The 16062-nt window shown below is 45.2% G+C and carries 10 protein-coding genes; 5 read left to right on the forward strand and 5 right to left on the reverse strand.

The features are described from left to right. Window positions 1–145 precede the first annotated feature (145 nt). From J4N23_RS02520 to J4N23_RS02535, 4 genes are all read right to left on the reverse strand, one after another. Complete coding sequence (locus J4N23_RS02520; RefSeq protein WP_207425431.1) at window positions 146–2785, reverse strand: TonB-dependent receptor; 2640 nt, start codon at window positions 2783–2785, stop codon at window positions 146–148. Between the two features lie 186 nt (window positions 2786–2971). Continuing rightward, window positions 2972–3973 carry an oxygenase MpaB family protein gene (locus J4N23_RS02525; protein WP_207425432.1) on the reverse strand — a complete coding sequence of 334 codons (1002 nt, stop codon included), beginning with the start codon at window positions 3971–3973 and terminating at the stop codon, window positions 2972–2974. 6 nt (window positions 3974–3979) lie between these two features. Next, window positions 3980–5305 carry an AarF/ABC1/UbiB kinase family protein gene (locus J4N23_RS02530; protein ID WP_207425433.1) on the reverse strand — a complete coding sequence of 442 codons (1326 nt, stop codon included), beginning with the start codon at window positions 5303–5305 and terminating at the stop codon, window positions 3980–3982. 1 nt (window position 5306) lies between these two features. Then, complete coding sequence (locus tag J4N23_RS02535) at window positions 5307–5954, reverse strand: TetR family transcriptional regulator C-terminal domain-containing protein (RefSeq protein WP_207425434.1); 648 nt, start codon at window positions 5952–5954, stop codon at window positions 5307–5309. A 389-nt stretch (window positions 5955–6343) separates the two neighbouring features. Here J4N23_RS02535 and J4N23_RS02540 point away from each other — a divergent pair, with 389 nt between their 5' ends. Next, window positions 6344–7231, forward strand: a complete 888-nt coding sequence (locus J4N23_RS02540; RefSeq protein ID WP_207425435.1) for a dienelactone hydrolase family protein — start codon at window positions 6344–6346, stop codon at window positions 7229–7231. 77 nt (window positions 7232–7308) lie between these two features. Here the strand turns inward: J4N23_RS02540 and J4N23_RS02545 are convergent, their stop codons facing one another. Beyond that, complete coding sequence (locus J4N23_RS02545) at window positions 7309–7713, reverse strand: hypothetical protein (RefSeq protein ID WP_207425436.1); 405 nt, start codon at window positions 7711–7713, stop codon at window positions 7309–7311. A 343-nt stretch (window positions 7714–8056) separates the two neighbouring features. On the opposite strand from J4N23_RS02545, the gene J4N23_RS02550 reads away from it, so the two are divergent. From J4N23_RS02550 to J4N23_RS02565, 4 genes are all read left to right on the forward strand, one after another. Next, the gene (locus J4N23_RS02550; protein ID WP_207425437.1) at window positions 8057–10480 is read left to right on the forward strand and encodes an outer membrane beta-barrel family protein; all 2424 of its coding nucleotides are present in this window, start codon (window positions 8057–8059) and stop codon (window positions 10478–10480) included. 361 nt (window positions 10481–10841) lie between these two features. Then, window positions 10842–13004: an LruC domain-containing protein gene (locus tag J4N23_RS02555; protein ID WP_207425438.1), complete on the forward strand. Its 2163-nt coding sequence runs from the start codon at window positions 10842–10844 to the stop codon at window positions 13002–13004. Between the two features lie 63 nt (window positions 13005–13067). Then, complete coding sequence (locus J4N23_RS02560; RefSeq protein ID WP_207425439.1) at window positions 13068–13613, forward strand: bifunctional 2-polyprenyl-6-hydroxyphenol methylase/3-demethylubiquinol 3-O-methyltransferase UbiG; 546 nt, start codon at window positions 13068–13070, stop codon at window positions 13611–13613. A 145-nt stretch (window positions 13614–13758) separates the two neighbouring features. Beyond that, the gene (locus J4N23_RS02565; protein WP_207425440.1) at window positions 13759–15984 is read left to right on the forward strand and encodes a response regulator; all 2226 of its coding nucleotides are present in this window, start codon (window positions 13759–13761) and stop codon (window positions 15982–15984) included. Window positions 15985–16062 lie beyond the last annotated feature (78 nt).

Raw genomic sequence — 16062 nt, forward strand, 5'->3', positions numbered from 1 at the left:
TTAGGTTTAGGCCGTTTCCCTGCGGGTCGGGCTTGCCGCTCATACTGCACCGGCCTTAGCCACCTGGCCGGTATCCGCTTCAATCCCTAACGGAGGAGCCAGTGCTAAATAAAAGCCGAAAACGTAAATCGGCTAGCAGCAATGGCTAGCCAAACTTCCTTAGCCTCAGGTTGAACGACAGTAGGAAATACCTTCCCAGCCGGTTACTTCTGCTATCCACGATTTCATTATCAAAAACATCCCGACTAATTCCGGTATTCTGATTAAAGAGATCGAATCCCTGCAATCGGATTGTTCCAATATTTCCTTTTAGAAAACGGTATTCCGTATAAAGGTTAAGAATAGTAGGGTTCGGATTTCCTGAGTTAAAGCCGCGGTTAATCGTTTTCGAAAAGTCATAGCCCAGGGTCAAGTCCTCGAAAAAGTAATTTCGTCCTTCCAGCGAGAAAACAAGTCGGTTTGCTTTTCTATCACTGAAGGTCGCCATAGAGTAACGAGTAGTATTGATTGAATAATTGGTATTAAGTTCTGCGTCAATAATATCTTTAATATCGAGCCTGAATTTCAAGCCTTGATCCACCACCAAATTTCTTCCCACGTTCCGGTCACCGTTCGAGAAGCCAATATTGTTATTGAAGTTAGCGCCTCCGTAGTAGGTTACTGTATATCGGCGATCAGCAAAAGGTTTGGCGTAAGAGTAATTTCCCCGCAGATTATAGAAACCATCGGTATTAGTATAACTAGTGATCTGACGCGTACTATCCGACATTAACGCTCTCGTCGTCACGATTTTATTATCGGTTTTGCTAAAGCTCAGGTTACCAAAAATCATGTTACCCGCTTTCCAGTCGGATTGATTGTATTCCAAATTCAACCCATGAGTAAACTCTGGAGAAAGGTCTTTATTTCCTGCCACCACGTTTTGCAAATTCGTGCTATCGCGAATGGGTTGCAGCTGCGTAAAGCTGGGCTGATTACTTCGGCCGCTATAATTAGCTGTTAAGCTCTTTTGCTTTTGGAAGCGGTAGACCAACCGAGCCGAGGGAATCCAGTTGAAGGTCTCTTTAAGCGTACTGATATTCCGGCTGATATCTTGTCCCCTTAAGACAGTAGGCTGTGCATCCAATCCCAACGAGTAGTTGTATTTCTGGTGGATAAAGCGATAGTTTAGTCCAACGCTGTTCGTCGTAAACTGGTACTGATAGTTATTACTTTGGTCCGCGTTGAATACTTGCTCCCGTGTATCAGGATCGACATCATTCAGTGATCTTCCGTTGCGGGTATCACTAAAACTCCAGTTGTAGCGCAAATCGAGATACTTGCCTTTTCCAAATGGCTCGGAATACGTTAGGTTGGCGCCGGTTCTGAAGTTATCGTTCAAGCTTTCTGTGAGCTGGTACTGCTTCCGGTCAGTTTGCTCTCCCTGACCATTTATATCAAGGTAGTCATTCCTGGAATCACGATCACTTTCAGAGTTCGACAAATTTACTGTACCCCACAAACTGAAGTTGCGTCCCTTCTTCTTGAAGCGGTGGTTATAGAAAAGATTTGTTCCCACGTTGAAGGAGGCCGAGCTGGAAATTCCGTAACTATCTCTGAAAGAGCTCGCCTGCCTGATAGTCGTCAGGTTGCTGCCCCTGTTATCATTATTCGATGCATTAAAACCCAGTCGTGGCGACAACTTAAAAAAGTTCAGCGTATCCGGGCGAAACTCAATATTTGCCCAGGAGTCGTGCGCGTTGTTTACACTTCGGTTGTTGCTGTTGCCATCAACAACCCGGGTGAAATCGCTATAGAAGGTTTGGCGGTAGTTACTACTGATAGTTTTGTTATCGCGGTTGTTGAAGCGATACCCGCCGTCAGCTTGCAGCTTCTTACCCCATTCATTCTTATAATTTAGAGCGATATTACGGTTGTTCGTAATCCCATTGCCACCTCCTCCCCGCAGGTTTGTATTGTTCAGGTTGCCGATAGCAGAGATCTGCCTTTCTCCCTTGAAGGTGTTGGCCCTGATGCTGGCGATATACCTGTTCTCATTTCCCATCCCTCCGATTCCGCGGGCAAAGTAGCCTTTCTTTTTTTCCGGCTGAATATTGATGTTGAGTATTTTTTCAGGTTCGCCGGTTTTAATACCCGTTTCCTTCGCCTGGTCTCCGTAATCATCAACGATCTGCAAATTCTGCACAATGTCAGCAGGCAGATTTTGGATAGCGGTAGCTACGTCGGTGCCGAAAAAATCCTTACCATTTACCCTCACCCGGGTAATTTCTTTGCCTTGAGTGGTCACTTTTCCATCCTTATCTACACTCACTCCTGGCAGCTTCTTAATCACCTCTTCTACAGCATCGCCTTCTCTAACAGGATAGGCACTGGCATTGAACTGTATCGTATCCTCTTTTACAAGCACCGGCGGCACCCCCGAAATCACCACCTCTTTTAGTGTGTTGGATTTTTCTCTTAATATGATTGCCGGGATAGTGAATAATGACTCTCCGCTTTGATTTTTGAACTGACGCGAGTAACTCTGGAAACCTATAAAAGCAGCTTTGAGCGTAAATGCGTCAAATTTTACACTGTTGAACCGGAACTCGCCATTTGCATCAGTTGAAGTAGCCAGACTATCAGCTGTACTCACTAATTTTACCAAAGCGCCGGGCAAAGAAGCACCCGTCGAATCTTTTACAGAACCTTTTACCACAAACGTCTTTTGGGCATAAGCCGAAAGTGAAGTAGTCAGAAGCAGTATTGCGATAGGTAGAATGCGTACTTTTAGGTTTCTAAGCATGATAAAACAAAGCTATCTATAAGCCCCGGAAAGTGATAACCAGTAATCTAGATGTTACAGTTGCGTGAACAATAAAAACGCCTTCGCGACGTCAATAAGCTTTTTTTAAAAACATGTAAAGCAATTGTTGCTAAAGGAAACCATCGAATAGAACCCGACACGAATTTGCAATCAGTAACCTCGGCTCTACTTCAACAGTTGCCCGAGGCGGTTCATTGCCGAATAACTCTTCAAGAGCAAAGGAATATGAGCCGGTACCCTAACATCTTCCAGACCTATACACTGCCCAATTTCCTCCCCCAGGAAGAAAAGCATCATTTCTTTAAGCTCTCGCCCGGTAATATTTGCTTCCGGCTGAAGCTGCTGAAAGGATTCGATCAGCGAGGCAGTGAGCGTTTTACCCTGTTCGGAGGGACGGAAATTCCTTTTGCGAATGAGCTGTTCCAGGTAATTTGCTTCCTTCCCGTTTCGAGGTATAAGCGCTTCATCCTGACCGAGAAGAAAAGCGATAACTGCCCAGAGATGCAAGAAAGCCTGCTGATCCCGGTCAGAGATAGTTGTTCCCAGTTTTCTTAGTCCCCGGATCACCATTAGGGAAAAAGCAAGCTGAGTTCCTGCCATGTCCTCCTGATTTACCGGGTGCCCCCATTGCCCGTCCCATCTGCCGCTCTTCAAGGTATAATATCTCGCAATCGCATGAATAAGCCGGGTTTTCAAAATGCTGATAAAAGCCTTCCCTCCTTCTTCGAAAGCATTGGCAGACTGCACGCTGACTACAAACTCCCCCGTTTCCTCCAAACGCTTACCGGTATCCTTCCGCAGGCGCTCGGAGATATACAAAACCATGGCACCATCAGCGGCAGCGTAACAATATGGCAGGGAAAGCAAGCCGAGCAGTTGCATGATTTGGTTAGCATTGCGTTCGAAAAAAACACTTCCTTTTTCAATTAAGGCTGGTTGTGCCCAGGCTGGAAGAACCCTTGCCTGCATGAAAATTGATTCCCCCATGAAAACCTCAGGCAAAGCATTTAGCGAGCGATTATCGCCCTTTGAGGCCAGCCAGTCATATAACATTCGCTTCTTCAACTCGTCAGCAAAGCAAGCATTGACGAACTCGTCAGCCGGAAAATCCCCCAGCCTGCGCTTTTCGTCGAGGTCTTGCTTTCTATATGGAAAAAGGCTTCCCATTATTATCTAGGATGCTTTTTGAAGATTAGGCAGATAAGTATCAGTGCGAACACTCGCCTTCAATTCATGCAAAATCTGGTAAAGTCCGAAATTCGTTCTGTTGATGTAAATGAAATGCTTCACGCCTCTTGCTTGTTTGAACTCTGGCATCCGGGCGATCTTCTCGCCATACGCGTAAATCTGCTCGAAAAATTCCTTCCGACTGAAATCGAATACACCGCTGGTGTAAGGCTTGGTGAATAGCTCAATCATCTCTGAATAATTCCGCAAATAGAATTCCACCTGTGCCGGCGAGTCTGTTGGTAAGACCATCTCCAGCGCTCGAAAGGCTTTCAAGGTTTCTTCCTTGTTCTGCAATACGCTTTTTTCGGTGAAGGAGAAAAACGGATAATAAAAATCATCCGGCATTTCTTTTATACAACCGAAATCGATGATTCCTAACTTCTTGTCGGGAGTAATCAGAAAATTACCAGGATGAGGATCTGCGTGTACAGCTCTGAGCTCATGCTCCTGGAAATTGTAAAAATCCCACAGCGCCTGTCCGATCTTATTCCGGTCTTCCTGTGACGGATTCGTTTGCAGATATTCTTTTAGATGCATTCCCTCAAGCCAGTCCATTGTGATGGTGCGCTTGCTGGAAAGCTCTGGGTAATAAACAGGAAAAACAACATGCTCCAATCCCGCGCAAGCCTTCGAAAACTCTATCGACCGCCTTACTTCCAGCTCGTAGTCCGTTTCTTCCAGCAGCCGTTCTTCCACCTCACGCATGTAAATGTCCAGCTCCTTTTCACTCATGCCCAGCAAACGAAAGGCAAAAGGCTTCACCAGCTTCAGGTCCGAGGAGATCGCCTCTCCAACACCCGGGTATTGAATCTTAACCGCCAGCTTCTTCCCGTTTAGCATAGCTTGATGAACTTGGCCAATGGACGCGGCATTAGAAGATTTCAAATCAAATTTATCAAAGACCTTGTCCGGACTTTTCCCGTAATACTTGCGAAAGGTCTGCACGATAAGGGGCCCCGATAAAGGCGGGGCGTTGTATTGCGATTGAGAGAATTGATTGGCGTAAGCAGCGGGGAGAATATTCTTGTCCATACTAAGCATCTGCGCCACTTTCAAAGCGCTTCCCTTTAGCTTGCTCAAGGAGTTATAGATGTCGGCTGCATTTTCTTCATTCAACCCGTCGCGACTTAGGTCTGGGTTGAAAAGTTTCTTGGAGTAATGCTTAACATAGTTTCCGCCGACCTTAATTCCAGTCTTTACAAACTGTGCCGATCGCTGTACCTTTCCCGTAGGAATGCTATTCTGTTCTTTTCTTATGTTTTCACTCATGCTAGAAAGGCATTTTTATACCTGAATTCTGGGCCAAAAATTTCCCGTACTCAAACAGGTTGTCAATAGGCGAACGCTGAAACAGGTCGAACGTAACGTTTACACCCTTTTCTATTGCCTCATCCGTTTTTTCAAACCCGGCGGAAGTATCCTTCAACCAGAAGTTCAGCACGAAACCAAACTGCACCCAAAGCGCGTCTTTGTAGCGCTTACTCAGCAAGGGCCGATCCATCAACTCGCCGCTCTCCAAACCCTCCTGCAACACCTCCGTACTAAAACGCTCAAACTCTCCTTTCAAGCCCTGCAATACTTTCGGACTTCCCATCGACCTTCGCTGTTTGCCCAGATTGAAAGCAGCAAAGCTCCTCTTGCTTTTCAGCAGTTCGAAGAAGCTGAAAAACAAAGACAGCACCTTTTCTCTGGCCGAGTACTCCGGCCAAACCTCCTGATTTTTCACTTCACCGATGGTGAGCGACATCAGGTCTTTCCAAACCGCCTGCTCTATGCCCTCGAAGCTGCCGAAGTAGTTGTAAAACTCTTCCTCCGAAAGCTCGTTTTCCCGGGCAAATACGAAAACACTCTTAGGTTGCTCGCCATTCAGCAACACGTAATTGATGTAGGATGACTGAAGTTTTTCTTTTGGTTCCATTGTTTCTATAACGAATTAGCAGATAAGGAATTGTAAAAATCGCCGGGGCGCCTTCTACAAATATCAAAGATTTGGCAACCCCTTTATACTGCCTGCAGCAATATGAGATAAAAATGAATATCGGCGGTAATTGGCCGTGCCCCTGCGGGTCGGGCTTTCCGTTTCAAGTCCTCATGCCACCCTGAGTCCAACCCTTCATTCCGGGCTTTTCACTTCAATCCCTCACGCAGTTACTAAGTTGCTTATCTGCCAACTCTCAGCAAATCACCACTTAAACTTCCTTCGGATTTGCTATCTTCACTTCCTGCAGACAGGCGTTGAGCTGGTAGAACATCAACACGACGGAGGGCGCCGTAAAATTGGATCATTCGAAGAAAAAAATAATCCCGATGAACGAAATCAAAAAAGAAGATATCAAGCAGGAAGTGTTTGAGCTTTACGACGATTATGCCCACAACAGGCTAAACCGTCGCGACTTTGTACAGCGCCTTGGCCTCTATGCTGTCGGAGGACTAACCGTACCCTCGCTCATGAGTTTCCTAATGCCTGATTACCAGGGCGCCGTGCAGGTTAAAGCCGACGACCCACGGTTAAAATCAGAATACATCAACTACCAATCAGAAAAAGGCGGCGGAACTATTAAAGCTCTGCTATCTAAACCGGCTGATTCCAAAAAGAAACTGGGAGGAATTGTGGTAGTGCATGAAAACAGAGGCCTAAACCCACATATTGAAGATGTGGCCAGAAGGGCTGCGGTGGCGGGATTTATTTCCCTGGCCCCCGATGCACTAACGCCTTTGGGCGGCTATCCCGGCAACGATGACGACGGTCGTGCCTTGCAAAGCAAACGCAATCGGGAGGAGATGTTGGAGGATTTCATCGCCGCCTATCATTATCTAAAGAATCATAAAGACTGCAATGGGAAAGTTGGAGTAGTTGGTTTTTGCTTTGGCGGTTGGATTTCGAATATGATGGCGGTACGAATACCGGAGCTGGCAGCAGCGGTTCCTTTTTACGGCGGACAGCCTCCAGTGGCAGACGTTCCGAAAATCCAGGCTCCGCTCCTGCTGCATTACGCCGCCCTCGATACGCGTGTTAATGAAGGCTGGCCAGCTTACGAAGCTGCCCTGAAAGAACATAACAAAACGTACACGGCTTACATGTATCCGAATGCTAACCATGGCTTTCATAACGATACTACGCCCCGGTACGATAAAGCTGCTGCAGAACTTGCCTGGCAACGGACCGTTGACTTCTTTAAAGACAAGCTAAAATAAGAAAGGACGCTTCCTGAAATAAAAATACCGGAGCTGTATTTAATAGCTCCGGTACTTCAAAATCATCGACTTGCATTTTAGTGAGCGATGTTGCCACTGCCTTCTTCGGAGGAGAACTGCTGCATCATATCATCCAAAACCGCTTTACCGAAACCTATACGGTTAGCGTACTCCAGACACAAGGCGTACTCTTTGTCGTGGATTTGTCCGTCCTGCATCATCATTTGAACCAATGTTTGCAACTCCAACGTTTTTTGTAGCCCCTCCTCGGGAATAATGAAGCTTAACACGCCTATATTGTCAATGATCGGGTTCACATCCTCTGGGCTGAGGCCAAGTCGGTTTCCTACAAGTAGCAGCAAATTTCCCTCATCGTTATCCAGCACCTTGTCTGCCGCCGCTACTATAATTATGTTTTGAAAGAAAGCCAGTTTTTTCTGCTGGCTGTCCAGTACATCTTCAAAAGATTGTGTGTTTTGCATACGAATTTCGCTTTTTGCTATATAGCACCAAAACCCTTGCCAGCATCTCAGTTCTGATGAATTAAGTCGCGTTAAAAGAGTGCCCGACTGAAACAAGCAGTAAGTTGTGGACAGCAATAACGCTTGCGTAAGGGATTGCAGTGAAAAGCCCGCAGCGAAGCGAGGACTTGTAACGGAAAGCCCGACCCGCAGGGGTACGCCCAAATCCTGTCGGTCGAAGGCCCCAAGGTGCGAGACAAGTCGCGATAAAAAAAGCGGAAAGGAGTGTAACCAATCCGGCCTTCTATCGTCCTATAAGAGTGTTGCAAAATGAAATGACTTAAATCACAGGAGCCTTACAGCAATGAAACCTTTACAATCCACCATCTGCCTTTTTCTTTTGCTTGCTTTGATGCAGGCGACTTCTCAGGCTCAAACAAAAATAAGCGGGCAAGTAACGGACGATAAGCAGAAAAACCTGGACTTCGCGACGGTTACAATACTTCAGGCGGGAGATTCATCTCTGGTAAAATCTACAGTAACGGATTCGGCAGGTAGGTTTCGCTTTGAAAAAATCAATCCTGGAAGTTACATCCTTGCAGTAAGCTTTCATGGCTTTAAAAAGCATCATAGCAAGGTGGATCTGAAGAGTGCTGATACCGAAGTTACACTACCTCCTATCGCGATGGCCGTGGACAGCAAAACACTTAAAGAAGTTACGGTGACGTCTAAAAAGCCATTTATAGAACGGAGGGCAGACAAGCTGATTATGAACGTGGAAAGCAGTGCAGTTGCTGTAGGAAATACAGCGCTGGAGGTGCTGAAAAAGGCACCGGGCGTTTCGCTCGACAAGGATGACAATATTTCCATGAACGGAAAAAACAGCGTGCTGGTGATGCTGGATGGCAAACCAACCTATATGAGTAATGCCGACCTGGCTAACCTGCTCAGAAGCATGCAGAGTTCAGAAATTGAATCGATAGAGCTCATTACTAACCCTTCGGCGAAATACGACGCGGCCGGCAATGGAGGGATCATCAACATTAAAACCAAGCGAAACAAGAACCTGGGCTTTAACGGAAGCGTAACGGTGGGTTCGGGTTACGGGAGAACTTCGAAATATAATGGAAGCACCAATCTGAACTTCAGAAAAGGCGCTATTAATGTATTTGGGAGCTATAATTACAGTAACAACGGTAACATCAGCAGTTTTGAAATGGACAGAGTGGTTACCGACAGGGGTATCGTCACTAACTTCGAGCAGAATAATATCTGGGATGGAAGAAGGGACAATAACGGCTACAAAGCCGGGATTGACTATTTTGTAACTAAAAAAACCACCATTGGACTTCTTTATAACGGCTACAGTAATTCGGTGAGTGAATTGGCCAACAGCGGAACTAATATTTTCAACGGCGGTTTTCAGTTGGATAGCAGTATTTCTGTACTGGGCAACAATCGTCAACGCTATGTGAACAACGCCATCAACTTCAACCTTAAGACCAACCTGGATACGATGGGGCGAGAATTGACTTTTGACGCCGACTATTCGAAGTATAACGGCAAGCTAGATGAGTTCCGCGACAGCTACTATACAGGGTTTGCAAATAATGCAGGGGTGGAGAAAGTGAATAACCTCGCTCCTGCTGATATCGAAATCATCTCTGCCAAATTGGATTATACGCATCCGCTGAACAAGCGGCTTAAGATTGAAACCGGACTGAAAAGCAGCTGGGTAACTACCGACAACAATTTCCGGTTCTCAAATTTTATTTCTCAAGCCTGGGTATCGGACGCAAAACGGTCTAACCACTTTATTTACAAGGAGAATATTAACGCGGCTTATTTAAACCTGAATAAAGAGTTTAAATCGACCACCGTGCAACTTGGTCTGCGGGGTGAACACACGAATTCAAACGGCAATTCTATCACTTTGGATAGCGTAGTAAAACGGGATTACTTCAAGCTCTTCCCCAGCCTTTCAATTAGCCAGAAGCTGGGAAAGAATCATCAGGTAGGTCTGTCCATTAGCAGGCGTATCGACAGGCCTAGTTACCACAATCTGAACCCTTTTATTTATGTGCTTGACAAGTATACGTATGAGCAAGGAAACTCGAGGCTAAATCCGCAGTTCACCAACTCAGCGGAACTTTCTTATACATTCAAAAGCTCTACTACCTTCACCTTGGGTTATAGCAAAACAAGTAATGTGATGACTCAAATTACCGAGCAGGACAACACTACGAAAGTAACTTTTGTGCAGCAAAGGAACCTGGACGACCAGACTGTTTACTCTTTCAACGTGTTTGCCCCGATTAAAGTGACCTCCTGGTGGAACATGAACAATAACGGTCAGGTATTTAATTTGGGATTTACTGCTGATCTTTTTGGTGAGCGGCTAAAGGCTAGCCAAACGGTATTTCAATTTAATACAGATCAACAGTTTACGATCAGCAAAACCTTGGGAGCTGAACTGTCGTCCTGGTATATGTCGCCCCTGCAATACGGAATGTTCCATATCCGGAACTCGCCTTTTGTGAATATTGGCTTCAAAAAATCTTTTCAGGACAATAAGCTGAATATGAAGCTGAGTATGAACGATATTTTTAACACACAGCGAAATAGAGGGTCAACTTCTTTTGCTAACATGAACTTCAATTTTCGTAACAAGTGGGAAAGTCAGGTGGTTAACTTTAGCCTTAGCTACAGATTTGGCAATAACAACGTGAAACCCGAGCGAAAGCGATCAACCGGACTTGAAAGCGAGTCGAGCAGGATGAAAAACTAAGCAAAAGAGACAAGAGGCGAGTGAAATCTCGCCTTTTTATTGCTAATTCTAAGGAGAAACAGAACTCTAATCGCAGGCCGCTTTTTCTAAAAACTAGCTAAAGTCGCGAGTCAATCAAACTCTCTCTGAAGCCTCTGCCGTATCTACTTTCGGATTGATTCAGTGCTTTGCAGATCAAACTGGGGAACTTGTTCCCACACATCACCACAATATTCCCCAAGAAATAGAACTTACGAACAAAGTAAGATCCCGTCCAAGCTGTAAAATCCTGCATCGAGTAACCCTAAGCCCTATTTGCCATATCTGCTAATTAACAGGCACATAAATTGCCAAATGCACAGCAAACAGAAACATCCTTAATATGAATACACGCTCTACTAAGCTTTTAATACTTTCCCTTCTTGTTTTCCTTGCCTATGCTTGCGTAAAACCACCTAAAGAAGAAATAACAGAAGAAATTATCGAAGATGTGGAAATCCCGTCTGATTTTTCGTGGGCCACCTCCAGAACAATCAAGTTTGACATAAGCATTAACGACAACAGATTCAAAGACGCGTCTCACCGAATCAGTATTTATCGGGGAAATCCGTTCAGTGGCGGAACTGTTTTGGCCAGAGGAGCAGCCTCAGAAACCCTATCGTTTCAAACCAGTCTTTATCTTGCCGACACGCTAAAAGAAGTTTATCTCCTTAAAACTGCACCTGATTTGTCTACCTCTATGCAAAAGGTAGCCTTGAACGCTGCAAATATTTCGGTTGCACTTGGTGCAGTTACTCCTCCATCTGTAAGTGCTAAAACTTCAGTGAAACGAGTATCTGCCACGCCTGCCAGTCCCGACTGTACCAGTGGATGTACGCAGACAATCAGCAGTAACAACACGAATATCAATACTAATTCCGGCGATGTGGTTTGTATCACAGGCAGCAACATCACGGTAGGATTTAATGCGAATGGCGGCACCATCCGAATTTGTGGAAGTAACGTTACCGTTCAAAACGCGAGTTTGAATAACTCTGCAAAAATCATAATCGCCAGCTCTGCATCGGTAAGGTTTTCTAATTTAAATACGAATAGCACCACCGCAAGTATCCAGAATTTCGGTAATGTTAGCATCAATGGCAGCTTTGCGGTAAGGGGAGTTTTTGAAAACTACGGAACGTTTAGTACGACCGGTGATTTTGACCTGAATGATGGATCAACCTTCAGCAATGACGGAACCATCACGGTCGCCGGCTCTATGAACGCCCGCAGCAACAGCGCTGTTAATAATGGCTCAATCACTACTAACAGCCACTTTCAGCTAAACGGCGGCTCTAGCTTCATTAACAAGTGTTATTTGTATGTGAAAGGCAACTATAACCTGAACGGAACTTTCAACAACTACAATTTCGTGAAAGTAACTAATGAGACTACAATAAACGGCAACTCCAAGCTGAATTTGTATAACAACGCAATGTTGACTACGGGAAGGATGATGCTGAACAAAGTAATTGAAGGATTCGGCCTGACTTCGTTGGTAAAGGTAAGTGGGAATACTACAATAAACTCAGGCGGAGGAGTAACAGGTGCTGTGCAATATTGGTCGACGAATGGTCAAAACCTTAACGATAGCTTTTTTAGCAACGGCGCCGTTGAAGGACATTCGGTCTATATTCCAGTAAGTGGTTGTAACGCCGAAGGCAATGGTAGTCCTTCTATAGCTGACGACGATAACGACGGAGTTGCCAACAATCTGGACAAATACCCAAATGACCCGTCGAAGGCGTTCGACAACTTTTATCCATCAGAAAAGCCAGAGGACGGTACCACTATCGCTTTTGAAGACAACTGGCCTCGTCAAGGCGACTACGACTTGAACGACCTGGTTATTGCTCTCAATTACAAGATCGTCACTAACGCGCAAAACAAAGTTGTGCAGGTTAACGGTACTTATTCTTTATATGCAACGGGCGGATCATCAGGTAATGGATTTGCCGTAGCTTTCCCTGTGAGCAGATCTTCTGTCAAAAACTTTACAGGCGGCGTTCTTGAGGCGGGCCAGGACTCTGCGGTAGCGGTAATTTTTACAGACATGCGTAAAGAGATGCAGGAGTGGAATACCTATCCTAAACAACCGAATTCCGGCAGTAAAAACTATAGTATCAGCTTTGATGTAGAAAATGGTCCCTCAATCAGCAGCTTCGGCCTTGGAATATACAACCCGTTCAGCTGGAATGGCGCGTATGGCAGAGGTTATGAGATACACTTAAAAGGCTATAGACCTACTAAACTTGCCGATTTCAGCGCCTTTGGGAAAGATGTTGATGGTACAGACCCTGCTAACAACAAGTACTATGAAACGAAGGAAGGCGGATTACCCTGGGGGATTGCTATTCCTACAGCTCACTTTGTTTATCCCGTAGAGACAGTGCCGATCAATAAAGCCTATCGCTATTTCAACTATTGGGCAGCAGGTATGGGCTACCTGGATTGGTATGTCGACAAACCGGGCTACCGCGACAATGGAGCTATGTACGGTAAATAAGCCTCTAAACTCTTCAGAAACACAATATAAGACAAGGCTGCTCTTCAATTTGAGCAGCCTCGTTTGTTTACAAAGATCTTAGTTGAAGAAAACCATAAAGTTCTGTTGCTTTCGACCTTTTTCCTTCCCTTTTTGGCGCTCCTTTCGGATATTTACTACATGGGCGTAAATTATAGGGGCAAATTATCTAACAGACTTAGGGAAATTGTGGATGCACTCCCTTTATTTCCCGGAGCACGAGTGCTGGAGATAGGGTGTGGTCCCGGGGCTGCAGCGCGAGAAATTGCGGAAAGAATCAGCGAAGAAGGGTACATTCTTGCAATCGATCGGTCTGCCAGGGCAATTCAACAAGCGATGGATTCTCTTGAAGGGGCAGAAGCTAAGAATATCCGCTTTCTACAGCTCTCTAGTGAGCAACTGGAGTTGCCTCCCGAGGAAGAGCTCTTTGATATCGCATTTGCTGTTCGGGTTGGAGCATTCGATGGCAGACATCCGGAAGTCCAGGAGATTTCCCTGAGACAAGTTGCAAAGGCCCTACGACCTGAAGGCAAATTTTATATCGACGGAGGAAATCCCTTGCGGGAAATTTTTTTGGATTCGTACAGGTGAAGTACCAGAAATCTTTTTTGAGGAAAAACTACTTGAGTTTAAAGCCAGAAGAGAATTTTTATATTTGACCTTACATAAAGGGGGAGAGACTTGAAATTTTATTAAAAAGTCTTTCAATTATCTAAATACGCTCAACATTCCTGCGATGAACGCACAACAAATATCCTCGCGAACGATAAGGCTTGGTATTACCACACTTTTGGCTTGCGGCGTCATTCTCTTTTTCAACATCTACCAACAACTTTACATTTCCGCGGGCATTCTATTTGGATTCATGCTATCCGGAAGCGCACTCCTCATTCAGATTAAAAAAGGAAAGGTAAAGTATTCGAAAATACTAATTGTACTACTGGTAAATGCTCACCTGGTTTTGTCCTGCTTTGCTGAAGGGCTAAGCATCGGCGGGTATATGTTCTTTATGCCCCTGCTTTTTTCTATCCCCTTCTTTGTTGAAAGCAAAAAGAACTTTAACAAAGAGATCGTTGCGCTCTCCATCATCACTTTAATTTGCTTTGGAGTTTGCATTTTCCTTGGACCTAAATATAGTTTGTGGCAAAATATTACCAGCGAAGATTACCACTTCAACTTTTATCTCAACACACTCACCGCAGTTTTACTTTCCAGCGTAATCTCCTATCTGAGTGTCAAATCCGAAAGAAAATTCAACCGGATTTTGACCGACGAAAAGAATAAGGCGGAGACTTTAAACCGAGAGCTGCAGCTAAAATCGGACGAGCTGGAGAAGAAGACAAAAGTGCTGCGGGAGCAGGCTGAGCACCTGCGCTCGCTTAATCTTCAGCTGGAGGAAGAACGAAGAAAAGCAGATGATGCAAACAAAGCGAAAAGCGAATTTTTAGCTACGATGAGCCATGAGATTCGAACGCCCATGAATGGAGTGATCGGGATGGCAGCTCTCCTGGCCGAAACCGGTTTAAGCCGCGAGCAGTCTGACTATGTTTACTCGATCAACTCGAGCGGACAAGCCCTACTGGCTATTATCAACGACATCCTCGACTTTTCCAAGATTGAGTCGGGAAACATGACCCTTGAGAAAAGAGAATTCAACCTGCGTAAAACTATTGAGGATTCGCTGGACCTCTTCACTGCTCGGTTAGAGGAAAAAGAGCTAGACCTTGTCTACTATCTTGCTCCTGATGTTCCCGAGAGAATTGTGGGAGACGAATTCCGTTTGCGACAGATCCTACTTAATCTTATTAGTAATGCTATCAAATTTACCTCTAGAGGGCATGTTTTAGTAGACATTGCAAAAGGTACTTCCTGGGAGAATGGATTAGAGCTGATATGTAAAGTTGCGGACACGGGGATTGGAATAGCTGAAGATAAAAAACACAAACTCTTCAATGCTTTCTCGCAGGTTGATTCATCTACAACCAGAAAGTTTGGCGGTACCGGATTGGGACTGGTTATTTGTCAACGCCTTACGAAACTAATGGGTGGTGGGATTGAAGTGGAAAGTACCGAAGGGAAGGGTTCCTGCTTTAGCTTTACGATCCTTGTTGGCAAGGGAACGAATTCAGACAAAAGCGTCACTGGCGCTTCTATTCCAGTGCCGTCCGCTGCAACCGTACTTATTGCCGACCCTAATCCTACTACTCTCGCAGTATTGCGAAAGGTGTTGGAGCAGTATCAGGTAAAATCGATTGCTGTCGATTCACTAGCTGCTGCAGAGTTAGCCTTAAAAACAGAGCCTACAATCGATATTCTTGTATCCGGCTTCCCTCCTTCCCTTGTATTAGATTCTCAGGTCAAGTCGCTAAAACCAGCTCTAAGCTTGGTTCAACTTGGCTATCCTGGCATCCTGCAAAATCTCAATTCCTCAAAAATCGCTCTGACCCTTGCCAAGCCCTTAAAACATGCTCAAGTCCTTGCGGCCATAAGCGCATTACGAGCAGGATTGCCAAAAGCCGAGATTTCGAAGGAAAAGAAAGGGCAGACGATGGACGAATCCTTCGCGCTCCAATATCCTTTGGATATCCTGCTTGCTGAAGACAACGTCATAAATCAGAAGCTCGCTTTGCGTGTTTTGGGTAAACTAGGTTACCAGGTAGACCTGGCAGAAAACGGACGACAAGCTATAGAAAAGCTGAACAAGAAAGATTACGCCCTAATCCTAATGGACGTACTGATGCCTGAGCTTGATGGTCTTGAGGCCACAAAAAGCATCAGACAGCGGACGGGCCATCAACCCGCTATTGTGGCGATGACTGCTAACGCACTGGCGGAAGATCGTGAAAATTGCATTAGTGCCGGAATGAACGATTACATTTCCAAACCTTTTCATGTACAAGATCTGATGGAGGTTTTGAGAAGCACTTTTATAGCAAAAGAAAATATAGCAGGCGCTGTTTAGGTGTAAGCAAACCTAATCCTGAATACTTCTTGCGAAAGCGCGGTCCTCACGAAAGACTAGCGAGCATACTTTAACGTT

The sequence above is a fragment of the Pedobacter sp. SYSU D00535 genome (assembly GCF_017355855.1).
GTDB lineage: Bacteria > Bacteroidota > Bacteroidia > Sphingobacteriales > Sphingobacteriaceae > Desertivirga.

Coding starts and splice junctions, on each gene's coding strand:
- J4N23_RS02525 (WP_207425432.1), bottom strand. CDS start 3,973: ATGGGAAGCCTTTTTCCATATAGAAAGCAAGACCTCGACGAAAAGCGC.
- J4N23_RS02550 (WP_207425437.1), top strand. CDS start 8,057: ATGAAACCTTTACAATCCACCATCTGCCTTTTTCTTTTGCTTGCTTTG.
- J4N23_RS02535 (WP_207425434.1), bottom strand. CDS start 5,954: ATGGAACCAAAAGAAAAACTTCAGTCATCCTACATCAATTACGTGTTG.
- J4N23_RS02555 (WP_207425438.1), top strand. CDS start 10,842: ATGAATACACGCTCTACTAAGCTTTTAATACTTTCCCTTCTTGTTTTC.
- J4N23_RS02520 (WP_207425431.1), bottom strand. CDS start 2,785: ATGCTTAGAAACCTAAAAGTACGCATTCTACCTATCGCAATACTGCTT.
- J4N23_RS02545 (WP_207425436.1), bottom strand. CDS start 7,713: ATGCAAAACACACAATCTTTTGAAGATGTACTGGACAGCCAGCAGAAA.
- J4N23_RS02540 (WP_207425435.1), top strand. CDS start 6,344: ATGAACGAAATCAAAAAAGAAGATATCAAGCAGGAAGTGTTTGAGCTT.
- J4N23_RS02565 (WP_207425440.1), top strand. CDS start 13,759: ATGAACGCACAACAAATATCCTCGCGAACGATAAGGCTTGGTATTACC.
- J4N23_RS02530 (WP_207425433.1), bottom strand. CDS start 5,305: ATGAGTGAAAACATAAGAAAAGAACAGAATAGCATTCCTACGGGAAAG.